At 64.2% G+C, this 24,615-nt stretch carries 23 protein-coding genes; 19 read left to right on the forward strand and 4 right to left on the reverse strand.

Annotated features, from left to right (window positions below; genetic code table 11):
* Window positions 1-143 precede the first annotated feature (143 nt).
* Window positions 144-1,481 (forward strand): isocitrate lyase, encoded by a 1,338-nt coding sequence (aceA, locus tag QF015_RS13990; RefSeq protein ID WP_224166395.1) that lies wholly within the window; start codon window positions 144-146, stop codon window positions 1,479-1,481.
* A gap of 214 nt (window positions 1,482-1,695) precedes the next feature.
* The gene (gene aceB / locus QF015_RS13995) at window positions 1,696-3,348 is read left to right on the forward strand and encodes a malate synthase A (RefSeq protein WP_429389717.1); all 1,653 of its coding nucleotides are present in this window, start codon (window positions 1,696-1,698) and stop codon (window positions 3,346-3,348) included.
* Between the two features lie 127 nt (window positions 3,349-3,475).
* Here the strand turns inward: aceB and QF015_RS14000 are convergent, their stop codons facing one another.
* Together QF015_RS14000 and QF015_RS14005 are read right to left on the reverse strand one after the other, a co-directional pair.
* Complete coding sequence (locus QF015_RS14000; RefSeq protein WP_429389719.1) at window positions 3,476-4,669, reverse strand: CynX/NimT family MFS transporter; 1,194 nt, start codon at window positions 4,667-4,669, stop codon at window positions 3,476-3,478.
* A gap of 83 nt (window positions 4,670-4,752) precedes the next feature.
* The gene (locus tag QF015_RS14005; protein WP_310202809.1) at window positions 4,753-5,970 is read right to left on the reverse strand and encodes an ROK family transcriptional regulator; all 1,218 of its coding nucleotides are present in this window, start codon (window positions 5,968-5,970) and stop codon (window positions 4,753-4,755) included.
* 144 nt (window positions 5,971-6,114) lie between these two features.
* Between QF015_RS14005 and QF015_RS14010 the strand changes: the two genes are divergently transcribed.
* The 12 genes from QF015_RS14010 to QF015_RS14065 all read left to right on the forward strand — a co-directional run bounded on the left by QF015_RS14010 (window position 6,115) and on the right by QF015_RS14065 (window position 17,930).
* Entirely contained in the window at window positions 6,115-7,206 is a 1,092-nt protein-coding gene (locus QF015_RS14010; RefSeq protein ID WP_429389722.1) for a Gfo/Idh/MocA family protein, read from the forward strand.
* Window positions 7,203-8,018 carry a hypothetical protein gene (locus QF015_RS14015; protein WP_429389724.1) on the forward strand — a complete coding sequence of 272 codons (816 nt, stop codon included), beginning with the start codon at window positions 7,203-7,205 and terminating at the stop codon, window positions 8,016-8,018. Before QF015_RS14010 ends, QF015_RS14015 begins: the two co-directional genes overlap by 4 nt.
* 118 nt (window positions 8,019-8,136) lie before the next feature.
* Window positions 8,137-9,465, forward strand: coding sequence for an ABC transporter substrate-binding protein (locus tag QF015_RS14020; RefSeq protein ID WP_310202815.1), 1,329 nt, complete (start codon window positions 8,137-8,139; stop codon window positions 9,463-9,465).
* A gap of 13 nt (window positions 9,466-9,478) precedes the next feature.
* Window positions 9,479-10,438, forward strand: coding sequence for a carbohydrate ABC transporter permease (locus tag QF015_RS14025; protein WP_310202817.1), 960 nt, complete (start codon window positions 9,479-9,481; stop codon window positions 10,436-10,438).
* Complete coding sequence (locus QF015_RS14030) at window positions 10,438-11,331, forward strand: carbohydrate ABC transporter permease (protein WP_429389727.1); 894 nt, start codon at window positions 10,438-10,440, stop codon at window positions 11,329-11,331. Before QF015_RS14025 ends, QF015_RS14030 begins: the two co-directional genes overlap by 1 nt.
* Window positions 11,332-11,388: 57 nt before the next feature.
* Window positions 11,389-12,150, forward strand: a complete 762-nt coding sequence (locus QF015_RS14035) for a sugar phosphate isomerase/epimerase family protein (RefSeq protein ID WP_429389728.1) — start codon at window positions 11,389-11,391, stop codon at window positions 12,148-12,150.
* Window positions 12,147-13,268 (forward strand): Gfo/Idh/MocA family protein, encoded by a 1,122-nt coding sequence (locus tag QF015_RS14040; protein WP_310202822.1) that lies wholly within the window; start codon window positions 12,147-12,149, stop codon window positions 13,266-13,268. Before QF015_RS14035 ends, QF015_RS14040 begins: the two co-directional genes overlap by 4 nt.
* Before the next feature lie 33 nt (window positions 13,269-13,301).
* Complete coding sequence (locus tag QF015_RS14045; RefSeq protein ID WP_429389730.1) at window positions 13,302-14,495, forward strand: Gfo/Idh/MocA family protein; 1,194 nt, start codon at window positions 13,302-13,304, stop codon at window positions 14,493-14,495.
* Window position 14,496: 1 nt separating this feature from the next.
* A complete protein-coding gene (locus QF015_RS14050) occupies window positions 14,497-15,498 on the forward strand; it encodes a sugar phosphate isomerase/epimerase family protein (protein ID WP_310202826.1) in 1,002 nt (333 codons plus the stop codon).
* Window positions 15,499-15,510: 12 nt separating this feature from the next.
* Complete coding sequence (locus QF015_RS14055; RefSeq protein WP_429389733.1) at window positions 15,511-16,431, forward strand: TolB family protein; 921 nt, start codon at window positions 15,511-15,513, stop codon at window positions 16,429-16,431.
* A 4-nt stretch (window positions 16,432-16,435) separates the two neighbouring features.
* The gene (locus tag QF015_RS14060) at window positions 16,436-17,467 is read left to right on the forward strand and encodes a Gfo/Idh/MocA family protein (RefSeq protein ID WP_310202831.1); all 1,032 of its coding nucleotides are present in this window, start codon (window positions 16,436-16,438) and stop codon (window positions 17,465-17,467) included.
* The gene (locus tag QF015_RS14065) at window positions 17,460-17,930 is read left to right on the forward strand and encodes a heme-degrading domain-containing protein (RefSeq protein WP_429389735.1); all 471 of its coding nucleotides are present in this window, start codon (window positions 17,460-17,462) and stop codon (window positions 17,928-17,930) included. The genes QF015_RS14060 and QF015_RS14065 overlap by 8 nt, the downstream gene beginning before the upstream one ends.
* A gap of 18 nt (window positions 17,931-17,948) precedes the next feature.
* On the opposite strand, the gene QF015_RS14070 is transcribed toward QF015_RS14065, so the two are convergent.
* Window positions 17,949-18,617: a response regulator gene (locus QF015_RS14070; protein WP_310202834.1), complete on the reverse strand. Its 669-nt coding sequence runs from the start codon at window positions 18,615-18,617 to the stop codon at window positions 17,949-17,951.
* Window positions 18,614-20,212 carry a sensor histidine kinase gene (locus tag QF015_RS14075; RefSeq protein ID WP_429389847.1) on the reverse strand — a complete coding sequence of 533 codons (1,599 nt, stop codon included), beginning with the start codon at window positions 20,210-20,212 and terminating at the stop codon, window positions 18,614-18,616. The genes QF015_RS14070 and QF015_RS14075 overlap by 4 nt, the downstream gene beginning before the upstream one ends.
* 298 nt (window positions 20,213-20,510) lie before the next feature.
* On the opposite strand from QF015_RS14075, the gene QF015_RS14080 reads away from it, so the two are divergent.
* The 5 genes from QF015_RS14080 to QF015_RS14100 all read left to right on the forward strand — a co-directional run bounded on the left by QF015_RS14080 (window position 20,511) and on the right by QF015_RS14100 (window position 24,613).
* A complete protein-coding gene (locus tag QF015_RS14080) occupies window positions 20,511-21,521 on the forward strand; it encodes a Bug family tripartite tricarboxylate transporter substrate binding protein (protein ID WP_429389738.1) in 1,011 nt (336 codons plus the stop codon).
* Window positions 21,518-22,021: a tripartite tricarboxylate transporter TctB family protein gene (locus QF015_RS14085; RefSeq protein WP_310202838.1), complete on the forward strand. Its 504-nt coding sequence runs from the start codon at window positions 21,518-21,520 to the stop codon at window positions 22,019-22,021. The genes QF015_RS14080 and QF015_RS14085 overlap by 4 nt, the downstream gene beginning before the upstream one ends.
* A complete protein-coding gene (locus QF015_RS14090; RefSeq protein WP_310202840.1) occupies window positions 22,021-23,559 on the forward strand; it encodes a tripartite tricarboxylate transporter permease in 1,539 nt (512 codons plus the stop codon). The genes QF015_RS14085 and QF015_RS14090 overlap by 1 nt, the downstream gene beginning before the upstream one ends.
* A 39-nt stretch (window positions 23,560-23,598) precedes the next feature.
* On the forward strand, window positions 23,599-23,991 hold the full coding sequence (locus QF015_RS14095; RefSeq protein ID WP_310202842.1) for a universal stress protein: 393 nt from the start codon (window positions 23,599-23,601) through the stop codon (window positions 23,989-23,991).
* Window positions 23,992-24,082: 91 nt separating this feature from the next.
* A complete protein-coding gene (locus QF015_RS14100) occupies window positions 24,083-24,613 on the forward strand; it encodes a GNAT family N-acetyltransferase (protein ID WP_310202844.1) in 531 nt (176 codons plus the stop codon).
* The last annotated feature ends 2 nt before the right edge of the window (window positions 24,614-24,615 follow it).

The raw sequence follows: 24,615 nt of genomic DNA on the forward strand, positions 1-24,615 counted from the left end.
TTTTCCTCTAGCAAGTCCATTGGAAGTGCAGAAAAGTGAGTCTTACGAAAAAGAAATACAGATCCCGGGTAAGCCGGCCGATGCAGCAAAGGCGCAGCGGAGGCCGGCCCTGGGAGCCCCGCTTGGATATTAGGAGACATGCAATGACCGCATCGTTTGAACCAGCAGAATCCGCACAGACTGCAGAGCAGCAGGCCGCAGCGCTGGAACTTGAATGGTCCGCCAACCCGCGGTGGGAAGGCGTCACCCGTGATTACTCGGCCACCGACGTCGTCCGCCTCCGGGGTCGCGTCTCCGAAGAACACACCCTGGCCCGCCGCGGTTCGGAGAAGCTCTGGAAGCAGCTCACCGAGGAAGCTCCCACCGGCGGCTACACCAACGCGCTCGGTGCCCTGACCGGCAACCAGGCCGTTCAGCAGGTCAAGGCCGGCCTCCGCGCCATCTACCTTTCCGGTTGGCAGGTGGCCGCCGATGCCAACCTCTCGGGTCAGACCTACCCGGACCAGTCACTGTACCCGGCCAACTCGGTACCCCAGGTGGTCCGCCGCATCAACAACGCCCTGCTCCGCGCAGACCAGATCGAATATGCCGAGGGTGTCAAAACCGTTGAGGACTGGCTCGTCCCGATCGTCGCCGACGCCGAAGCCGGCTTCGGTGGCCCGCTGAACGCCTACGAACTCATGAAATCCATGATCACCGCAGGTGCCTCGGGCGTTCACTGGGAAGACCAGCTCGCTTCCGAAAAGAAGTGCGGCCACCTGGGCGGCAAGGTCCTGATCCCCACCCAGCAGCACATCCGGACCCTCAACGCAGCCCGCCTGGCCGCCGACGTCGCCGGCACCCCGACTGTCGTCATTGCCCGTACCGACGCCGAAGCCGCAACCTTGATCACCTCCGACGTTGACGAGCGCGACCAGGAATTCATCCTCCGCGAAGGTGGACAGCCGGTTCGTACCGCCGAGGGCTTCTACAAGGTCCGCAACGGCATCGAACCCTGCATCGCCCGCGCCAAGGCCTACGCCCCGTACTCCGACCTCATCTGGATGGAGACCGGCACCCCGGACCTGGAGCTCGCACGCAAGTTCGCCGAATCGGTCAAGGCTGAGTTCCCGGACCAGATGCTCTCCTACAACTGCTCCCCGTCCTTCAACTGGCGCAAGCACCTGGACGACACCACCATCGCCAAGTTCCAGCGCGAACTCGGTGCCATGGGCTTCACGTTCCAGTTCATCACCCTGGCCGGCTTCCACGCCCTGAACTACTCGATGTTCGACCTCGCCCACGGTTACGCCCGTGAAGGCATGAGCGCCTACGTCGAGCTCCAGGAAAAGGAATTCGCCTCCGAATCCCGCGGCTACACCGCCACCAAGCACCAGCGCGAAGTCGGCACCGGCTACTTCGACGACATCGCAACTGCGCTCAACCCGAACGCATCCACTTTGGCCCTGGTGGGATCCACCGAAGAAGGCCAGTTCCACTAATCAAACGCCCGACGGCGGCTGTCGCCTCGGGCCTGCGGAACGGTACCGCTCTGCCTGCTATTCCCCACGTCCCGGTTTCGACCTCGCTGAGCGAGGCCGGACCGGGACGCAGGGCCCCTTTTACGCAGGCTGCCGCGGCACCGGCTCCTTGGCCTCGTGCCCACGCAACCGAAGAGCCGCCGTCGAACATTTGCTTCTCATAGGAGAGATTGACATGAACAGCTTCACTGACAACTTCACTATCAATGGCATCACTTTGACCGCGCAGCCCATGTGCCGGCAGAACGAGGTCCTCACGCCGGATGCGCTTGAGTTCATTGGCAAGTTGCACCGGGCTACGGCCGATCGTCGTCAGGAGCTGATGCAGGCCCGGCATGCCCGCCGGAACCAGATCTCCGGAGGCCAGGATCCCCGTTTCCTGCCGGAGACCGAGGGCATCCGCAACGACCCCAGCTGGCGCGTCGCTCCCCCGGCACCGGGTTTGGAGGACCGTCGCGTCGAGATCACCGGTCCCGTGGATAAGAAGATGACCATCAACGCCCTGAACTCCGGTGCCAAGGTATGGCTGGCGGACATGGAGGACTCCTCCACGCCCACTTGGCGCAACGTGATCCAGGGACAGCTGAACCTGACGGACGCACTGGAGCGCCGGATTGACTTCACCTCCCCTGAGGGCAAGGAGTACAAGCTCAAGGCGGCCGAGGACCTGCCCACCATCGTGGTCCGTCCCCGTGGCTGGCACCTGCCCGAGAAGCACATGCTGATTGACGGCAAGCCGATCGCCGGTGGCATCGTGGACTTCGGTTTGTTCTTCTTCCACAACGCCCGCCGTCTGCTGGCCCAGGGCAAGGGCCCGTACTTCTACCTGCCGAAGATCGAGAACCACCTCGAGGCACGCCTGTGGAATGACATCTTCGTCCTGGCCCAGGACTTGCTGGGCATCCCGCAGGGCACCATCCGCGCCACCGTGCTGATCGAAACCATCACGGCCGCGTTCGAGATGGAGGAGATCCTGTACGAACTGCGGGACCACGCGAGCGGTTTGAACGCCGGACGGTGGGACTACATCTTCTCGCTGATCAAGAATTTCCGTACCCGCGGACCGCGTTTCGTGCTCCCGGACCGAGGCCAGGTGACCATGACCCAGCCGTTCATGCGCGCCTACACCGAGCAACTGGTCCGCGCTTGCCACCGCCGGGGTGCCATGGCGATCGGTGGCATGGCTGCCGCTGTTCCCAACCGCAAGGACGAAGCCGCCAACACTGCGTCGTTCGAGAAAGTCCGTGCCGACAAGACCCGGGAAGCCAACGACGGCTTCGATGGTTCCTGGGTGGCCCACCCGGACCTCGTGCCGGTATGCCGGGAAGTGTTCGACTCAGTTCTCGGAGACCGCCCCAACCAGCTGGACCGCTCCCGCGAGGATGTCACCCCGGATGATCGTGCGCTGATCGACATCGCCAGCACGGAAGGCACCATCACCGAAACCGGGATACGCCAGAACATCGAGGTAGGCATCCGCTACATCGAGTCCTGGTTGCGCGGCAACGGAGCTGTGGCCATCCACAACCTCATGGAAGACGCCGCCACCGCGGAGATCTCACGTTCCCAGCTGTGGCAGTGGATCCACTCCCACGCCATCACCGAGCACGGCGACATCATCACCCGCGAATGGGTGGAGGACATGCTGGACGAGGAGTTCGCCCGCCTGGAACGCTTCGACGGAGACCGCTTCGCTGATGCCCGGGCCATCTTCGAAGAAGTAACCCTGGCCGAGGAATTCCCCACCTTCCTGACCATCCCGGCCTACGCACGATTCCTCACCGAGGCCCGGGAAGAGGCCACGGAGGAGGAACTCGTCGCCGCCTAGGTTCAGTGACCTCGGAAGGTAGCGACACACCGAGCCCCGACGCTGGGCTGCCTGCACTCTTCGCAACAAGTGACCCCGACCGTCGGGGAGGCAGCCCAGCAACGGGGCTTTCCCATGCCCAGCTGATTCACTGCTGGCGGGCCACCCAGCGCACGGACAACGTGGTGCACACGCAGAACGTGAGCACCGAGCCGAGGATCACGAACAACGGAACAGTCCAGCCGTCGGTCACACTGTGGACGTAGCCGACAATGGTGGGAGCCAACGCAGCGAAGCAGTAGCCAACCCCCTGCACCACGGCGGACATCTTCCCGGCCGCGGCCTGCGATTGGGCGAACTTGATGATGGCAATGAAGATCACCGTGATGCCGCCGCCCTGGGCGACGCCGCCCAGCGAGGACCACATCCACCACCACGAAGGCGCCAGCAACAGGCCCACGGGAACCGTCAACCACAGCGCGCTCAAGGTGACCGCCACCGTCGTCGTACTGGCGAAACGGGCCAGGAGCGGCACGCCCAGACCGCCCACAATCGCGAATATTTGGAAGAGGGAAGAGCCGGCCCCGGCTTCGGCGGTGCCCATGGCGAGCTCATCGGAGAGGAAGCTGGGCAGCCACGCGGTGACACCATAGTAGGAGAAGGCCTGACCCGCGAAGCCGAGTGTCAGTCCCACCGTCAGCCAGCGGACGCCCGCGACAGGACCGGACAGGGACGCAGCAGGCGAAGGAACAGCGGCCGGCACGAAGGCCCGCCGCGCACCGACCGTTGGCACCCAGAACAGGATCGCGGCCAGCGCCAACACAGCGCTCGCAGCCAACGCGAGCCGCCACCCCACCTGTTCCGCCAGCGGTGCAGTGGCCACGGATGTGAGGAACGAGCCGATGTTGAGGGCAGCGGTGTAGACGCCCATCGCCGTCGCTTGTCGTCGGGGCGCGAAGTCCCGCCGGATGATGAGCGGCACCGCGATGTTGCCGATGGTGATGGCCACGCCAATAATGACCGTGCCCACCATCACCGAAGCGCCACCCCCACTGGAACGGATCACGACGCCCGCCAGCACGCCGAGCAACGTCAGCATCACGGCGAACTCAGCCCCAAACCGTCGGCCGGCCAACGAAGCCAAGGGCGAGGCAAGGGAGAAGCAGAGCACCGGAATGCCTGTCAGCAGCCCGAGCTCAACAGGCGAGAAACCGAGGTCCTGCCTCAGGGAATCGACCACGGGCGCCACGGCCACGAAGGGTCCGCGCATGTTCAGGGCGATGAGGCCGATGCACGCAAGGATCAGCCAACCGCGGGGAACTTTGGCAAGGAACCGGCTCATCGGACGCAGGGGGAAGCAGGAAGCGTTTTCATCACTTTCATTGCTATCACGCCGCCGCCCGGCAACAGGCCCCAAACAAGGCCTTAACCCGTCGCTTGGAGCGTGGCCTCAATCACTGCCGGCGACAGGACGTACTGCGTGACCATCTGGCTGGCGCCCAGGATCGCCGCACGGTCACCGGCCATGGAGATGCCGATGCGCAGGTGCGTGGTGGCCAGCGGCAAGGACCGCCGGTAGACCACCTCACGGATTCCGGCCACGAGGTGCTCGCCGGCCTCCCCCACGCTGCCGCCGATGATGATCATGGACGGGTTGAGCAGGTTGACCACGGTGGCCAGCACATCGCCAACGTCGCGCCCGGCCTGACGCAGCGCCTGGATCGCTTGGAGGTTTCCTTCCCCAACGAGCCGCAGGACGTCGGCGCCCGTGGACGCTTCCAGGCCTTGCGTTTGGAGTTGACGTGCGACGGCGGGGCCCGAGGCAAGTGCCTCAAGGCACCCGTGGTTGCCGCAACGGCAGAGAACGTCGTCGCCGCGCGGAACACGGACGTGGCCGAGATCGCCCGCGGTGCCATTGGCGCCACGCTGCAGCTCGCCGCTGCTGATGATGCCCGCACCGATGCCGGTAGCGACCTTGATGAAGAGGAAGTTGTCATGGTCCGGCCAGTACGCGGTGCGCTCGCCGAGGGCCATGATGTTCACGTCGTTGTCCACCAGGACGGGTACGGGCAGCGAGCGCTGGACGTACGTGACGACGTCGAATCCATCCCACCCCGGCATGATCGGTGGCTTCACCGGCCGCCCGGTGTCGTGTTCAACGGGCCCGGGCAACCCGATGCCCATGCCTGCGAGATCGCCGGACTGACGGCCGGCTTCGGCCAGGAGCTCGCGGCCGGCAGAGATGACCCGGCCCAGGACGACTTCCGGACCGTCGGCAACTTCCTGCCCCAGCCTCCGCTCCGCGAGGATGCTTCCGCCGAGGTCGGTGACGGCAACAATCACGTGGGTCGCTCCGACGTCGACGGCCAGGACAACGCGTGCGGCGGGGTTGAAAGCAAAGCGCGACGGCGGCCTGCCGCCACTGGAGCTGGCCTCACCTGCGGGACCTACCAGTCCGGAAGTGATGAGGGCATCGATGCGGGAAGCGACGGTGGAGCGGGCCAATCCGGTGGTGACGGCGAGTTCCGCCCGGGTGCGGGCCTGGCCGTCGCGGAGAAGTTGGAACAGATCGCCAGCACGCGAAAGGTTGCCAGCCTCCGGAACGGAGGTGTTTCCGGCGTCGTTTCCGGTGGCTGTTGTCATGCCTTTAGTGAAGCACGATTGCTTATGCGTGTCATGCAGCAGAAGTTTGTCGACCATATTTCAACTTTTGCTTGACGCTCGACAAAAGTCCCCTTAGGTTGTGATGAGCAGCACACCAGTCCGCTTACGAAGAGGTAGCTGAACTTGTCCAGCCACATAGACGCCACCCCACCCTTGGGAGTCGGCATCCTCGGCGCCGGCCCGGTCACCCAGGCCATCCACTTGCCGTCACTCGCCCGCTTGGGCGACATCCTTACCGTCCGCCACATCATGGACGTCGACCCCGCCGTGGCTGAGTCGGTTGCAGCCCGCGTGGGCGCAGCACACAGCACGTCCATCGAGGCCCTCCTCGGCGACCCTGCCGTGGATGTCGTTGCCATCTGCAGCCCGCACCAGTTCCACGCAGAACAGGTCATCGCCGCCTGCCGCGCCGGCAAGAAAGCTGTCCTCTGCGAAAAGCCTTTCGCCTTGAACGCAGAAGAAGCCGCACGGATCTCCGCCGTCAGCCGGGAAACCGGGGTGCCGATCATCGTGGGCGCCATGCACACGTTCGATCCGGGCTGGCTCGCTGCAAGCGGGAACTGGGGCGATCTCCCGGAGAAGGCCCACACGATCCGTTCCTCGATCGTCCTTCCACCCAACGCCCGCTTCGAAGACTTCGCCACGGAGATCATCACCCGTCCCGCAGGCGGAACCCCGGACTACACGGACTTCGAGGTCATCAAGGGCGCGCTCCAGGGCGGCGTCATGGGCCTGGCCATCCACGACCTCCCGTTGATCCGCCGGTTCACCCCCGATTTCAAGGACATCGAAGTACTGGAAGCCCGCCACGTCCGCCCCTTCGGGTACGTCATCTCACTGCGCACGCCCTCCCGGTCCATCGAACTCCGCGCCGCCATGAACACCACGTGGAAGCCGCAATGGAGCTTCGAAGCCATCTCCGATGACACTGGGCTCCGTATCGACTTCACCCCGTCCTACGTCCAAGCAGGATCCGCGGTGGCAACGTTCACCCGCGGCACGCACTCCACGGTTCACGGCCCTTTCGAGCACAACGGCTACGAAGGCGAGTGGCGCGAATTGGCTGCCTTGGCCACAGGAACCAAGCAGCCGCCCGCCGCGCAAACCCTGATTGATGATCTGACCTTCGCCCTGGACATCACGGACGCCACGGTCGCGAACGTCGAAGCCCAGCAAGGAGCCCGTCATGGTGCCATCGAAGGAGCCCGCGCATGAGCGCCGCCGTAGGGACATCCCACTACACGGTCCGGGCAACTCCGGAGGCCCGGGAACCTGGCGCTGTAGCTTTGGCCGTCGCTTCCCTCCCCGAATCCTTCAGCCCGGCCACCTCTGAAGGCCAAGCAGACGTCGTGGTCATCGCAGGCCGTCCAGGCTGGGCCACGGAAACCGCCGAGGCCATCACTGCGGGAGCGCGAGGAGTAGTCGTCATCAACCCCGTGGCGGAAGACACCGGGTCCCTTCAGGCAGTTGCGCGACACCAAGGCGCCGCCGTGGTCCTCGACCAACGCTGGGCATCAAACCCCGCCATTCCGGCCGCCGAGGACGCCGTCCGTTCCATGCTCGGACGTGCCGCCATGCTTGACTCCGTCGCCATTGCTCCGGCGGGAACCGACGCCGGCGAGTTGCTCGCCGACCAGTTCGCCGCCGTCGTTCGCCTCACGGGTCCGTTGGGAAGCCTGAGGCTCCTGACCCGCGGACCGCACGGTTATACGTCGACGGCGATACTCGCCAACGGCGCTCCGGTCGCCCTCCACGGCATCGTGACCAGCGCCCGTCCGGCGGGCGTGAACATCAGCCTGCTCACGGACGATGGCGGCGTCAGCGTCGCGCTGCCCGAACCGGTTGCTGCCTGGCCGGCAATGGTCACGGTCACAGGTCCGCAGGGCGACCTGCTTCTTCCCACGATTTACGAATCGGCCCACCGGGCCACCTGGCGCCGGCTCAAGGAACATCTCGACGCCGGCACCACCCCCTCCGACCTGCACGGCTTCGCCATGGTGTCGGAATCCATCACAGCACTCATCTGACCGAGCCCTACAACAACAGCACTATCCAGCCATTCAGTATCCGTTTGCCCTACTCAAAGTTGAGCTGGACCGGAAAACCAACGCCAAAACCGCGTTGCCGGTCCCGAAAGGAATCACTATGAATGTTCAATCCGCAGCCACCCGTTCCTTCTCCCGCCGCAATTTCCTCGGCCTCACCGCAGCCGCAGCATCAGTTCCGCTGCTGGCCGCCTGCGGCGGCGGCTCAGCCACCCAGGGTGGAGGTGGTGGTGCCGGCGGCACCGTAAAGTTCTGGGACATGCCGTGGGCAACCCCGGCTTACAACGACGCCGCCAAGAAGATCGCGGAAGGCTTCTCCGGTGCGAACAACGCCAAGGCCAACTACCAGATCATCCAGTGGAACAACTTCTACCAGACCTTCTCCTCGGCCATCGCGTCCAAGACCGGCCCGGCAGTATCCACCGGTGGCGGCTTCCAGGCGTTCCAGTTCGAGCAGCAGGGCCAGATCGCGTACGCGGACAAGGTCATCGAAAAGTTGAAGTCCAACGGGCAGTTCGATGACTTCCTGCCCGGAGTCCTGGATCCGTTCAAGTCGGACAAGGGCTACGTAGCTGTTCCGTGGCAGCTGGACATGCGCGTGTTCTGGTACCGCAAGTCCCTGTTCGAGAAAGCCAACGTGGCCCTGCCCACCGACTGGCCTTCCCTGTTGGAGGCCGGCAAGGCCTTGAAGAAGCTGGGCGCGTTCGGCTTCGCCACCGGCGCAGGTTCGGGCAACAACTACGGCAACCACTCGATGATCATGATGATGGTCAACAACGGCGGTGGCGTCTGGAACAAGGACGGGGAACTGGACCTCCTCAACGACCGCAACGTCGAAGCCATGGAATTCGTCCTGGAGCTCGTGTCCAACGGCATCGTCGACCCGGCAGCAGTCAGCTACACCACGGACAACATGTCGGCGCAGTGGAAGGACGGCAAGGCCGGATTCGGCCTGTTCCAGGTCAACGTTCCGCAGCGTGTGGGCGACACCTCCGGCGACTTGCTGGTGGCCGACCCCATCACGGGCCCGCATGGCGACAAGGCCACCATCGTGTTCCCGAACAACATCATGATGTACAAGAACACCCCGTCACAGGAAGCTTCCGAAGAGTTCCTTGTCTACTACCTGGGCCAGCTCAAGGAGCTGTGGAAGCAGAAGCTCATGTCCGCCCTCCCGGTGTTCAAGTCCATCACTGAAATCCCCGAGTTCGCCGATGACCCGAACAACGTCAAGATCGTCAAGGACTGGCAGCCCATCGCCAAGACGTTCGCATCCCAGGGCTCCACGCTCAACGCCAACCTCGCAGCCCTCGACGGCGGCCAGGCACTGAACCAGTTCAGCCAGTCGATCCTGACCGGCCAGGCAACCGACGCCAAAACCGCGCTGCAGACCTTCCAGTCCGGCCTCGAGTCGGTCCTGAAGAAGTAGAACGGTACCTGCCATGTCATCAACTACCGCACCATCCGGCCTGTCCCGGGCCCGTCGGGGGCTTGCTCCCGGCGGCCCGGGGGCCTCCCCGGGGCGCAAGAGCAAGCTCAGCGCCCAGACCACCCGGACCTTCTTCTGGCTCCTCATCCCTTCGGTTGTCCTGCTGGTCCTGATCCACGGCTATCCGCTGATCCACGCAGCAGTCCAAGCCACACACGACGGTGACCTGCTCCAGACCGGCAACTTCGTGGGCGGCGAGAACTTCGCGAACGTCCTGTCCTCCCCCGCGTTCTGGAAGGCTGCACAATTCACCCTGTGGTTCACCATCGTCGGTGTGTTCGGCTCCTGGCTGGTTGGCCTCGGCCTGGCCCTGCTGCTGCGGACCAAGATCCCTGCCGGCAACACCTTCAAGGTCCTGCTGCTCCTGCCGTGGGTAGTGCCGATCGTGGTCTCCTCCACAGCCTGGAACTGGCTGGTGGCCACCCCGGACAGCCTCATCCCCTCGATCTTCCGTGGCCTCGGCCTGGGAACCCCGCTCTTCCTCGCCGATCCGACGCTCGCCTCCATCACCGTCATGGTCTTCAAGGTCTGGGTGTCCTTCCCCTTCATGATGATGATGATCTCCGCGGCCCTGGCCTCGGTGGACACCACGGTCTACGAAGCGGCCAGCATGGACGGTGCCTCCAAGTGGCAGCAGTTCACCCAGATCACCCTGCCGCTGATTGCCCGCTCCACTTACATCTCGTGGATCCTCATGACGATCTTCTGCGTCAACGACTTCCCCACCATTTACCTGCTCACCGGCGGCGGCCCCGTCAGTGCCACCACCTCCCTGGTGGTCCTGGCCTACCGCACGGTCTTCCAGGACTTCGCCACCGGCCCCGGCGTCGCCATCGCCTTCCTCATGACCATGACCCTGGTTGTCATCTCCGTCATCCTGTACCGCCAGATCCGAAAGTCGAGCGTCGAATAATGAGCGCTGCACTCCACGCACACCCCGAATCCGGCCCGGCCCTCGGCATCACCGACTCGGGCAAGACCCGCCGCGTCCTCTCCGAAGCCGGCATGCGCGGACGCTGGTGGCGCTTCGTCCTGATCCTGGCCATCACCGTCATCGTCCTGGTCCCCATCATGGTCACGGTGGTCCTGGCCTTCACCCCGGGGCCCACCAGCACCGCTACAGGGTTCACCTTCGAAAACCTCGCCAATGTCTTCAACGGGACGCTCGCTGCCACGTGGCTGCAGAACAGCCTGGTCACCACACTTTCCACCGTAGTGGTCTCTGTGGCCGTGGCCGCACCGGCCGGGTACGTCCTCTCCCGCGGGCGCTCCAAAGCAGTCTCCGGCTACTCCCTGCTCCTGTTCGTGATGCAGTCCCTGCCCATCATCACCTCGGTGGTTCCGCTGTTCATTCTCTTCGCAGGCATGGGCCTGGTGGACAACCTGCTGGGCATCACCATCATCTACGTGGGGTCCACCATGACCGTCGCCACCTGGATGATGGCCGCCTACTTCGACTCCATCCCCATCAGCCTCGAAGAAGCCTCCTGGATCGATGGCTGCTCCGTGTTCGGATCCTTCACCAAGGTGGTCCTCCGGAACTCGTTGCCGGGCATCCTTTCCACCGCCATCTTTGCCTTCCTCCTCGCATGGAACGACTACCTGGTAGCCATCGTGTTCCTGCGCTCCAACGAGATCTTCACGCTCCCAATGGGCGTGCAGTCCTTCTTCCAGCAAAATGCCACTGACTGGACCTCCGTGATGGCCCTGGCCGTCGTCATGATGCTCCCGCCGATCATCGTGTTCGCCGCCCTGAACAAATACTTCAGCGTCGGCGGAATCGGTGGCTCCCTCGCAGGGCGCTAACTAGACTGGCGCCAAGTCCCTGATTTCCGGAAAAACCCACTCCCGCAAAGGAACCCAATGTCTTACTCACTCCAGCTGTACACCCTCCGCAATGCCATCCAGGAGGACCTGCCTGGAACCATCAAGAAGGTTGCCGAGATCGGTTTCACCCAGGTTGAGCCCTACAACTTCGTGGCCACGGCTTCGGAGCTGGGCGGGGCGTTGAAGGAGAACGGCCTGACCGCTCCTTCCGGCCACGCGCCGCTCCTGAGCCAGGACCAGGACGAGATCTTTGCAGCTGCCAAGGAACTGGGCATCACCACCGTGATCGATCCGTTCCTCCCGGCCGAGCACTGGCAGGACGCCGAAACCATCCAGGGCACGGCAGCCAAGCTCAACGCTGCGGCGAAGAAGGGGGCTGAGTACGGCATCCGCGTTGGCTACCACAACCACGCCTGGGAGCTGGAGTCCACCATCGAGGGCAAGACCGCGTTGGAGTACTTCGAAGGGCTGCTGGATCCGGAAGTTGTTCTCGAGGTCGACACGTACTGGGTGGCCGTCGGTGGCCAGGACCCCGTGGAACTGCTGGCCCGCCTTGGCGACCGCGTGAAACTCATCCACATCAAGGACGGCCCGGGCAACACCGACACCAAGGCGCAGCAGCCCGCGGGCCGGGGAACCATTCCCGTGCTGGATGTCATCGCCGCGGCGAAGTCCCTGGAAGTTGGCGTCGTTGAATTCGACGACTACTCCGGCGACATCTTCGAAGGCATCACCGAAAGCCTGAACTACTTGACCGCTGCAGCCAGCGCAGAGGCAGCAGAAGGAGTGCAGGCATGAGCTTCGCACCATCGACCCGTAAAGGCCCGGTCGGCGTTGCCGTCATCGGCGCGGGCAACATCAGCAAGCAGTACCTGGACAACCTCACCACGTTCCCGGATGTAAAGGTCCTGGTCATCGCCGACCTCTTCGTCGAGGCCGCCGAGGCGCGGGCCAAGGAATACGGGATCGCCGAATTCGGTGCCCCCGAGCTGGCACTGAACCATCCCGACGTCGAAATCATCGTTAACCTGACCATCCCGGCGGCGCACGTCGAGGTCGCCACCGCGGCGGTCAACGCAGGAAAGCATGTCTGGACCGAGAAGCCGTTCTCGCTGGACCGCGAGTCCGGGCTCGGGCTGCTCAAGGCTGCTGACGCCGCGGGCATCCGCCTCGGCACCGCCCCGGACACGTTCCTGGGCGCCGGTCTGCAGACCGCCCGGCGCATCATCGAGCGTGGCGACATCGGTACTCCGTTGACGGGCATGACCACATTCCAGACCCCCGGTCCGGAATCGTGGCACCCGAACCCTGCGTTCTTGTTCCAGCACGGCGCCGGCCCCCTGTTCGACATGGGCCCGTACTACCTGACCGCGCTGATCCAGACCTTCGGATCGATCCGCAAGGTGGCCGCCGTCGGCTCCTCCGCCAAGGCGACCCGCGTCATCGGTTCCGGTCCCAAGGCCGGCGAGGAATTCGCCGTCGAGGTCCCCACGCACGTCTCCGCGATGGCGCAGTTCGAGGGCGGCCAGTCCAGCCACAGCGTGTTCTCCTTCGAGTCGCCGCGCCAACGCATGGGCTTCGTTGAAATCACAGGCTCGGAGGCTACGCTGTCCCTGCCGGACCCGAACTATTTCGACGGCGACCTGAAACTGTGGCGTCCGGGCGCGGAAGAACCGGAAATCATCCCTGCCACGGGTCCGGCCAACGGCCGCGGCCTGGGTGTGCTGGACATGGCCCGCGCCATTCGTTCCGGCACCGCCCACCGCGCCACCGGCGACCTCGCGTACCACGTGCTGGACAGCATGGTCTCGATTGCCGAATCCGTGGAATCGGGCACGTTCGTGGACGTCACCAGCAACGCACCTACTTCGGCCGCCCTCCCTGAGGACTGGGCACCGGAAACAGCAACACTCTAGAAATCCCCAGCGAAACCAGCGAGGAACACGAACATGACCACCCCCGCCCACCCATCCGACCACACACCTGCCCGGGCCCAGCGCCCGCTGGGCGTGGCCGCCATCGGCTATGCCTTCATGGGTAAGGCCCACTCGAATGCGTGGCGGAACGTGGCCAGTTTCTTCGACGTCCCGGCCTTCGAACAGAAAGTGCTCGTCGGCCGGGACGCCGCCCAGGTAGCCGACGCTGCAGCCAAGTACGGCTGGGCCGAGTCCGCTACAGACTGGCGTTCCGTCATTGAACGGGACGACATCCACATCATCGATATCTGCGCCCCCGGGTGGATGCACGCCGAAATCGCCATCGCAGCCCTGGCAGCCGGCAAGCACGTCCTGGTGGAAAAGCCCCTGGCCAACACCCTCGCCGAGGCCGAAGCCATGACCGCAGCCGCAGCAGAAGCGCGGGCCAAGGGGGTGCAGTCCATGATCGGCTTCAACTACCGCCGCGTCCCCGCCCTGGCTCTGGCACGCGAACTCATCGCCGAAGGCCGCCTCGGCACCGTCCGGCACGTCCGGGCCGCGTACCTGCAAGACTGGCTCTCCGACGCCGAATCCCCCATGACCTGGCGCCTCCGAAAAGAAACCGCAGGATCCGGTGCGCTCGGCGACATCGCCTCGCACGCCATCGACCAGGTCCTGTTCCTTCTCGGCGATGCCGTCACCGAGGTCTCCGGCCGTTTGCACACTTTCGTGGACCGCCGCCCCGGCGCTGATGGTCCGGAAGATGTCACGGTCGACGACGCCGCTTGGGCCACGCTGACCCTAGCCTCAGGAGCCATCGCCTCCGTTGAAGTCAGCCGGGTGGCCACGGGCCAGAAGAACTCCCTCAAGCTCGAAATCTACGGCGACAAGGGCACCATCCTCTTCGACTTGGAGGCGCTGAACGAGCTTGGCTTCCTGGACGCCACCGCCCCGGTCCGGGAGCAGGGGTTCCGGCGGATCCTCGTCAACGAACCCGAACACCCCTACCTTGAAGCGTGGTGGCCGCAGGGCCACATCATCGGCTGGGAACACACCTTTACGCACCAGATCCGTGACTTCCTGACCGCCATCGCCTCCGGTGAGGCTCCGTCGCCGTCGTTCGAGGAAGGGCTGAACGTCCAGCACATCCTCGCCGCGGTTGAAGAGTCCGCCGCCGCCAAAAGTTCTTTGATCCAGCTCAACGCAACCACTATTGAAGGAGCCTGACATGCCCCGCCCGTACACCCTGTTCACCGGCCAGTGGGCCGACCTCCCCTTCGAGGAAGTCGCCCGCCTTGCCTCGGGCTGGGGCTACGACGGCCTGGAAATCGCCGTCTCCGGCGACCACCTGGACGCCTGGCGCTGGGACGAACCCGGCTACGTCGAATCCAAACTCGCAGTGTTGGAAAAGTACAACCTCAAGGTCTGGGCCATCTCCAACCACCTCAAGGGCCAGGCCGTCTGCGATGACCCCATCGATTTCCGCCACGAAGCGATCGTCGGGTCCAAGGTGTGGGGCGACGGTGACCCCGAAGGCGTCCGCCAACGCGCCGCCGAAGAAATGAAACACACCGCCCGCCTCGCCAAAGCGCTCGGCGTGGACACCGTCGTCGGGTTCACCGGCTCCTCCATCTGGCAGTACGTGGCCATGTTCCCGCCCGTCCCCGAAAAAGTCATCGACGCCGGCTACCAGGACTTCGCCGACCGCTGGAACCCCATCCTGGACGTCTTCGACGAATGCGGTGTCCGTTTCGCCCACGAAGTCCACCCGAGCGAAATCGCCTACGACTACTGGACCACCGTCCGGACCCTCGAAGCGATCGGCCACCGGGAAGCGTTCGGCCTGAACTGGGACCCTTCCCACTTCATGTGGCAGGGCATCGACCCGGTCTCCTTCATCTGGGACTTCAAAGACCGGATCTACCACGTGGACTGCAAGGACACCAAGCTCCGCCCGACCGGCCGGAACACCGTCATGGGCTCCCACCTGCCCTGGGGCGACCCCCGCCGCGGCTGGGACTTCGTCTCCGCCGGACGCGGCGACGTTCCCTGGGAATCATCCTTCCGCGCCCTGACCGCCATCGGCTACAACGGACCCATCAGCATCGAATGGGAAGACGCCGGCATGGACCGCCTCCACGGCGCCCCCGAAGCCCTCGCCGCGCTCAAGAAGTTCGACTTCCCCGCCTCCCAAACCTCCTTCGACGCCGCCTTCAGCAGCAAGGACTAGGACAAAACCGACGTGATCCGCACCCTACAATCCGGCCAGCGCTGTGAGGTGTGGATCGCGTCGGTTAACGGGGAATCCGCTGTGGTGTACGCCACCGACCACATGCTGTTGGAGGCCCCCAACTGGACCCTCGCCGGCACCGCGCTTGTCCTCAACGGGGACGGGAAGTTGTGGACGCTGGATGTGACCGGTGGTTCCGGCGGTGAACCCACCGAGGTTCCGTTCACCGGCATCCCGGACCTGAACAACGACCACGTCCTGGACCCCGACGGCACCGGCATCTTCCTCTCCGCGAATGACGGCCACATCTACCGCGCCCTGCTGGAGGGCGGCCCCGCAACGCGCATCACCGGGGACGACGGAGCCTTCCACTTCCTCCACGGCGTCAGCCCCGACGGAGCGCAGCTGGCGTACGTGGCCATCGAGGCAGGCGACTTTACCCAGCCGGGTCGCCTCATGACCATAGCGTCCGACGGCGGTGCTGTCGCCCGCTTGGATGCCGGCCGCTTGGATGTCGGTTCGGGCCACTGTGATGGTCCGGAGTACTCCCCCCACGGACAATGGATCTACCTGAACACGGAGTCCTTCACCTCAGTTCCGGGCCACGCTCAGTTAGCCCGTATCCAGACCGACGGCAGCGGCTTTGAGCGTCTCCTCGAATCCGATACCGTCGACTGGTTCCCGCACCTCTCCCCTGATGGCCGCTACGCCACGTACATCCGGTTCCCCAGCGGGACGGAAGGCCACCCCGCTGACTTACCGGTCGCCGTCGTCCTTGTTTCGACCGAGGACTGGACCACTCCCCTCCATACATGGCCACTCTTCGGCGGCCAAGGTACCCTCAACGTCAACAGCTGGTCGCCGGACTCCGAGCGCTTTGCGTTTGTGGCGTACCCGTTCACTGCCCCGTTTCCAGACTCCGCAAAGGACTAAGCTCGTGACCCTCAGCAATGGCACCTCCGACGGAACGATCCGCTGGGGAATCCTCGGCACCGGATTTATTGCCGGGCTCCAAACACAGGACCTGAAGGAGAACGGCTTTGCCGTGCAGGCTGTGGGTTCGCGCTCCTTGGAAACGAGTGAGTTGTTCGCCGAGGAGCACGGGGTGACCACCGCGCACGGAAGCTACGAGGATCTGGTGGCTGACCCGTTGGTGGACGTGGTCTACATCGCCACGCCGCACCCCTTCCACCACGCCAATGCGCTGTTGGCGCTGAATGCGGGCAAGCACGTGCTGGTGGAGAAGTCCTTCACCATGAACGCCCGCGAAGCGCAGGACATCGTTGACCTCGCGGAGTCCAAGGGGCTCGTTGCCTTGGAAGCGATGTGGACCCGGTTCCTGCCTCATATGATCCGCATCCGCGAACTCATCGCTGCAGGCACTATCGGCGAGGTCCGCAAAGTCGTGGCCAGCCACAACCAGAGCCTTCCCCAAGACCCAGCGCACCGGCTCAACGATCCCGCCCTTGGCGGTGGGGCGCTGCTGGACCTGGGGATCTACCCGATCTCCTTTGCGTTCGACATCTTGGGCACGCCGTCCGCCATCCGGGCAAGCGCCTCCATGTCGGCCACCGGCGTGGACCGCCAGACCGCTGCGATCTTTGAGTACGCCACCGGCGCCCAGGCTGTGGTGGACTGTGAACTTGATGCCGCCAGCGCCAATCGTGCAATGGTCATCGGAACAGAGGGCTGGATCGACATCGAGCACACCTGGTACAACCCCGTCCCCTTCACCGTTCATGCCGTGGACGGAAGCGTGATTGAACGGTACGACCAGCCTGTGAACAGCCGGGGCATGCAGTTCCAGGCGGCTGAGCTGGAGCGCTTGGTTCGGGCCGGATCCAGTGCGGGAACTATCCTTCCCCCGGCCGAAAGTGTGTCCATCATGGCGGCAATGGACGAGATACGCCGGCAGATCGGGCTTCGATACGAGTCCGATGCCGTCGTGGAAGGAACCGACAATGACTGATTCACCGCGCCTCGCCGAGCTCCGCCAGCAGGAAGAAGAGCTGGTCTTTGCTTCGTTCGATCACCATGACGCCTGGCGGCTCGGATCGTTGATCGCCAACCACGCCATCGCTTCGGAATTTGGCGTTGCCATTGATATCCGCAGGCACAACATTGTGCTCTTCCGCTGCGTGCTGCCGGGCGCGACGTCAGATCAGGAAGAGTGGATCCGGCGGAAGTCCGCCTCGGTGCTGCGGTTCGAGCACAGCACCGCGTTGCTGTCCGAGCAGTTTTCCGCGCGCGATCCCCTGGGCGGTGGATGGCTCACGCCTGAGGACTACACACTTGCCGGTGGCTCGTTCCCTATCCGTGTCCGCGGTGCCGGCGTGATCGGTGCTGTCACGGTGTCGGGGCTGAGCTCGGATGAGGACCACCAGCTGGTGGTGGACGGCATCCGGAACTACCTGAAGACGGTAGGGGTCTAGGGCCGGATCCGCTTCCTTTTACCGCCCCTTCAGCACATAACGCCTTTCAGGACGTCCGACGCCGTACTTGAGTCTGACGTCCAGCGCGCCCTCGTCGTGGAGGTACTCAAGGTAACGGCGGGCACTGACGCGTGACGTCCCGAGTTGTTCGGCGACCTCCGCAGCGGAGACGTCCCCGGAAGCGGACTTGAGCGCGGCTTCCACCAGTTCCAGTGTCTCCACACTGCAGCCTTTAGGCAGGGTCCGCTCGGACACGCTGAGGCCGAAAACGCGGTTCACGTCGGACTGTTCAGCCTCGACCTTGGACGCGTCCAAGCCCTGGTACGCACTGAGGTAGTGCTCCAACCGCTCCTGAAGGTCCGACTGCGAGAACGGCTTGATCAGGTAATGGACGATTCCCCCGCGCAAAGCCTTCCGGACCGTTTCCACTTCGCGGGCAGCGCTGATCACCAGCACATCGAGGTCCGGGGCAACATCCCGCAACTGATGCATAAGGTCCAGCCCGTTGATGTCAGGGAGGTGGATATCCAGCAACACCAGGTCCGGATGCAGCCGCTGGGTTTCCGTCAGGGCTTGCGCCCCGGTGTGGGCTACACCCACCACGTCAAAACCCGCGGTCCGCTGGATAAACCCCGCATGGACCTTGGCCACCATGAAGTCGTCGTCCACAATGAGCACTTTGATCACGGCTGCTTTGCCCCTTTTTTTGAATCTGTATCGTGCTTGCTGAACCGCGCAGTGAAGACGGCCCCGCGATCATTGGACACCACCAGGTCGCCTCCCGAGCGGCGGCAGATCACCCTCGACAACGCCAAACCAAAGCCCCTCGCATCGCCCGGCCCGGGGTCCTTGGTCGAGAAGCCCTGTCGGAAAATGTCTTCCGCCGAGCCGGTGGGAACGCCTGGCCCGTTGTCCCGCACGGTGACCGTGACGCCGTCGTGCGCGTCGACCACCAACACTCGGACCGACGCCCCGGGAAGTCCGGTCACGGCGTCGAACGCGTTGTCCACTAAGTTGCCCACCACAGTGGTGAGGTCCCGCGACAGTTCCTCTGCAACCCGCGGCAGTGCGGACTGCGGATCCAACTGCAACTCCACACCGCGTTCGGTGGCCAGGCTGGCTTTGGCGATGAGCAGGGCGGCGAGCGCAGGGTCCTCGATGCGGCTGGTGACGTCGTCGTTGAGCCGGGTGCGGTCCACCGTGGCACCGTTGACGAACTGCACGACGGAGTCGTATTCACCGATCTGGATGAGCCCGGAGATGACGTGGAGTTGGTTCGCGAACTCGTGCGCTTGTGCCCTCAACGTGTCCGTGACGGTGCGGGTGGCGCCCAGTTCACTCTCCAGGGATGACAATTCGGTCCGGTCCCTCAGCGTCGTCACTGAACCGATGTCGCGTCCGTGGGAGCGAAGGGCTACGCGGTTCATGACCACCAGTCTTTCCCCGACGAGGACCAGTTGGTCCGGATCTGACTGGTCGCGGGTGAGGACGATCTTCAGCGCGGGGTCCACGTGGAGTGATCGCAGTTTCTTGCCCACGCAATCCGGGGGCAGTCCAAGGAGTTCCCGGGCGCTCTGGTTGGCCACCGTGATGCGCTCATGGGGATCCAGCGCAACCACGCCTTCCTTCAGGCCCTGCAGCATCGCTTCCCGATTTTCCACGAGCCCCGTGATCTCCCGGGGTTCCATGCCCAGGGTCTGCCGTTTGACGCGTCGGGACAGCAGGAATGAACCTGCAACACCCAGTACGCTGGCCACCCCCAGATAGGTGAGCAGGTTGGGAACGGCGTCGCCCAGCCGCTCGATGGTGGACGGGTAGTTCCTGCTGATGGAGGCTACCCCGATCATTTTTCCGGAGTCGTCAATCACAGGAACGTGGGCTGAAAGCACTGCGCCGCCGCTGCCCGGCAAAACGCCGGTCCACGCCCGGCCTTCCATGACCCTGCTGTCACCGAGCGGCAGCGGCCGACCCACCAGGCTGGGATCGGAAGAGGCCACCACCGTGCCATCCAGTTTGGCCAGCGCCACGTGGGATGAGCCGGACACTGTGCGGACCGATTCCGCCACGGCGGGAAGTGCCGAACCTGCCCGGGGTTCCGCAGTCGGAAGCAACGCGCGGACGGTGGGGTTGTTGCCCAGCGCCTCAGCCGCGGATAACGCCCGGCGTCCTTCAGTCCTCTCGAAAGCGGCTGCCGATTGCGCGAGTGAGATGGCCACTACAGCCACAAGGACGGCCAGGACAATGAGCAACTGCAGCACAAGGTATTGCCCCGCCAGGGACATTCCTCTTCTTCGAGACAGTCGGGTCACTGCGTTGGTTCCTTTGGTGGTGCCAAGTGAGCGGAGGGGCGGACAACAGCTTCCCCCGTGGCGTACCGGAACTATACCCCAGGGGCACAGAAGACCAGCTCAGACCGCTGATGCGAACCCGAAAGCGGGCCGGAACCCGTGAACGCAATGAACTTAAAGATCACTGCGAACACAAGAGTGATCGCCGTCACGTACGCGCCTAGCATCAGATCAACGGGGCACAACGCTGATCGCCCTGCACCGAATTTTCGATGATGAGAAGAGGAACACCATGCGCCAGATCCGCGCATTGCGAGTCGCCGCCGTCGCTGCCGGCATCGCCCTGATGGCCACCGGCTGCGGCGCCACGGGAAAGAATTCCACCGGTTCTGCAAGCTCCGGTGCAGCCGCAGGGCCCATCACCGGACTCCAGATCATGGTTCCGAACACTCCCGGCGGCGGTTACGACACCACCGCCCGGGCAGCTGCCAAGGTCCTGGACGACGAAAAGATCTCCACCAACACCGAAGTCTTCAACCTTGCCGGTGCCGGCGGCACCGTGGGCCTGGCCCGCATCGTCAATGAAAAGGGCAACGGCGACCTCACCATGCTCATGGGACTGGGTGTTGTCGGGGCGAGCTACACCAACAAGTCCGAGTCGAAACTGACCGAGACCACCCCGCTGGCAAAGCTCATTGAGGAACCCGGCGCCATCATGGTCAGCAAGGACTCCCCGTACAAGACCATCGATGATCTGGTGAAAGCCTGGAAGGCCAACCCCGGTTCCATCGCAGTTGGCGGCGGCTCCTCCCCCGGCGGCCCCGACCACCTCCTGCCCATGCAGTTGGCCGGCGCTGTTGGCATCGACGCCACCAAGGTCAACTTCGTCTCTTACGACGGCGGTGGCGACCTTCTTCCCGCCATCCTGGGCAACAAGCTTGGCTTCGCCGCTTCCGGTGCCGGCGAATACCTGCAGCAGATCAAGTCGGGCGAGATCCGCGTCCTGGCCACCAGTGGCGAGAACCGATTGGAAGGCGTTGACGCACCCACTCTGAAGGAATCCAACATCGACCTCGTCTTCACCAACTGGCGTGGCATCGTGGCACCTCCGGGCATCAGCGAGGACGATAAGAAATCCCTGATCTCAGCCCTCGAGAAGATGCACGCTTCCGCAGGCTGGAAAGAAGCACTCAAGACCCACAGCTGGTCCGATGCCTTCGTTACCGGTGACGAGTTCCAGAAGTTCCTGACAGACCAGGACAAGCGGGTGGCGGATGTCCTGACCAAGCTCGGGTTGGCGTGAGCTCCTTAGCCACAGGCCTCAAAGGCCGCGCTGAGCTGGGGGTAGCCCTCCTGCTCGGCGCGGTCGGTGTCCTTGTCTTCCTGGACGCGAACGGCCTGGTCACCCCGTACTCACAGTCGGACCCCGTGGGTCCGAAGACTGTCCCGTTCATTGTTTCGGGCTTGCTGATCGTCTGCGCCATCCTCCTTGCCATCAACGTCCTTCGGGGCGGCAAAGGTGAAGTGGAAGGTGGCGAGGACATCGACCTGGCACATGCGGCGGACTGGAAGACCGTCCTCCCCTTGGCCGGAGCCTTCATCCTCAACATCCTCCTCATCGACTGGGCAGGCTGGGTCATCTCCGGAACTGTCCTCTTTTGGGGCAGCGTCCTGGCTCTGGGCAGCCGCCGCTACATCCGTGACGGCCTCATCTCCGTCGCCCTGTCCTTGCTGACCTTCTACGGCTTCTACCTCGGACTGGGCATCGCACTGCCGGCCGGGCTCCTGGAAGGAATCCTCTAATGGACGTCTGGTCCTCCCTGATGGACGGTTTCGCGACCGCCCTGACCCCCATGAACCTCTTGTTCGCCGTGATCGGTGTCCTCCTGGGTACCGCCGTCGGCGTCCTTCCGGGCCTTGGCCCGGCCATGACCGTGGCGCTGCTCCTTCCGGTCACTGCCGCGTTGGAACCCACCAGCGCCTTCATCATGTTCGCCGGCATCTACTACGGCGGCATGTTCGGCGGTTCCACCACGTCCATCCTGTTGAACACACCCGGAGAGTCGTCCTCGGTGGTCACGGCCATCGAAGGCAACAAGATGGCCAAGGCCGGCAGGGCCGCCCAGGCGCTTGCCACTGCCGCCATCGGTTCCTTCATTGCCGGCACCATCGGCACTGCACTGCTGGCTGTCTGCGCACCCATCGTGGTGCAGTTCGCTGTCAGCCTCGGCGCCCCAAGCTACTTCGCGATCATGATCCTCGCCCTCCTTGCAGTCACAGCCGTCCTTGGCTCGTCCAGGCTCCGTGGCTTCGCCTCGCTGGCTCTGGGGCTGGCCATCGGACTGGTGGGCATCGATTCGGTGACAGGCCAGCGCCGCCTGACCTTCGGGCAGCCACTGTTGGTGGACGGCCTGGACATCGTGGTGGTGGCCGTCGCGATCTTCGCCGTGGGTGAAGCCCTGTGGGTCGCCGCACACCTGCGCCGCACACCGCTCCACGTCATTCCCGTTGGCCGTCCATGGATGGGCAAGAAGGACTGGGCCCGATCCTGGAAGCCCTGGTTGCGCGGTACAGCCTTCGGGTTCCCGTTCGGCGCGCTTCCTGCGGGTGGTGCGGAAATCCCCACGTTCCTTTCCTATGTCACAGAGAAGCGCCTGACCAAGCACCCGGAGGAGTTCGGCAAGGGCGCCATCGAGGGCGTGGCCGGGCCGGAAGCAGCCAACAACGCGGCAGCCGCCGGAACCCTGACTCCGATGCTCGCCCTCGGCCTGCCCACCAACGCAACAGCCGCCGTCATGCTCGCAGCCTTCACCTCCTACGGCATCCAGCCGGGACCGCAGTTGTTCTCCAGCCAAGGACCCCTGGTCTGGGCGCTGATCGCGAGCCTCTTCATCGGCAACTTCCTGCTCCTGCTCATCAACCTGCCCCTTGCACCCGTCTGGGCCAAACTGCTGCAACTCCCCCGCCCGTACCTCTACGCGGGCATCCTGTTCTTCGCCACCTTGGGCGCCTACTCGGTCAACCTGCAGGCCTTCGACCTGGTGATCCTGCTGGTCCTGGGCGCCCTCGGCTTCATGATGCGGCGCTTCGGACTTCCGGTCCTGCCGCTGATCCTGGGCGTCATCCTCGGGCCGCGCATCGAAGGGCAGCTCCGTAAGACGCTGCAGCTGAGCGCCGGTGATCCTGCCGGACTCTTCAGCGAACCCATCGCAATCGTGGTCTACATCATCGTGGCGATCATCCTGGTGTGGCCCTTCGTCTTCAAGTTCATCCGACGCAACCGTCCTGCGAAACGGCCCCTGCTGCCCGCCAATTCGGGTGCCGCAGACTACAGCGACTGAAGAATCCCCTAGGCATTTCAACAGATACAAGGAGAAACCATGACCATCGTGGTGGGATACGTCCCCACACCGGAAGGCGAAGCGGCCCTGACACAAGCCATCGCCGAGGCGAAGAAGAGCAACGACACCCTGTTGGTCATCAACTCCTCCAAGGGCGACGCCCTGGTGGACAACCGGTACGCCCAAGGACCGGACATCCAAAGCATCGAGGAACGGCTCGCGGATCAAGGCATCCAGCACATCATCAAGCAACCCGTCCGGGGCCATGATGCGGCCGCCGAAGTCCTGGACGCCGCGGACGAGAACGATGCCGACCTGATTGTCATCGGCCTTCGCCGCCGCAGCCCCGTAGGGAAGCTCATCATGGGCAGCGTCTCCCAGCGGATCCTGCTCGAGGCGGACTGCCCGGTGCTGGCGGTGAAAGCGGACTAACGTCAGAGGTGACCCGGGATTTCGTCCAGCTAATGCCCCTAAGATTCGTTCTTAGGGGCATTAGCTGTCCAAAAACTCCTGAGGGGACCACGTGACTGAAACCATCCGCACCGCAACACTCCACGACGCCGGGAAGCTGGCTGAGCTTGCCGCCGTCACCTTCCCGCTGGCGTGCCCGCCTGGCTCGTCCCCGGCTGACATCCAAGCCCACCTTGAGAAGACGCTGAGCGAGTCCAACTTTCAGGACTACCTCGCCGACGCGAACATCACCATTTTGGTGCTCGACGACGACGGGCAGCTCCTCGGATACACCATGCTGATTGCCAAGCCATCCAGTGATCCGGATGTGGCCTCGGTGTTGACGGCCCTTCCGTCCACGGAACTGAGCAAGTGCTACGTCCACCCGGACCACCACGGCAAGGGTGCGGCGACACAGCTCATCAAGGCGTCCCTGGCCAACGCCGCGGACAAGGGTGCGGCAGGCGTCTGGCTTGGCGTAAACAGTGAGAACGCCAAGGCCATCCGCTTCTATGAGAAGAGCGGCTTCCAGAAGGTGGGCACCAAGTCCTTCAAACTGGGCAACACCGTGGAGCACGACTTCGTCATGGAGAACGAACTCTAGGA

Source organism: Paenarthrobacter sp. TE4293, from assembly GCF_050435325.1.
Classification (GTDB): domain Bacteria; phylum Actinomycetota; class Actinomycetes; order Actinomycetales; family Micrococcaceae; genus Arthrobacter; species Arthrobacter nitroguajacolicus_C.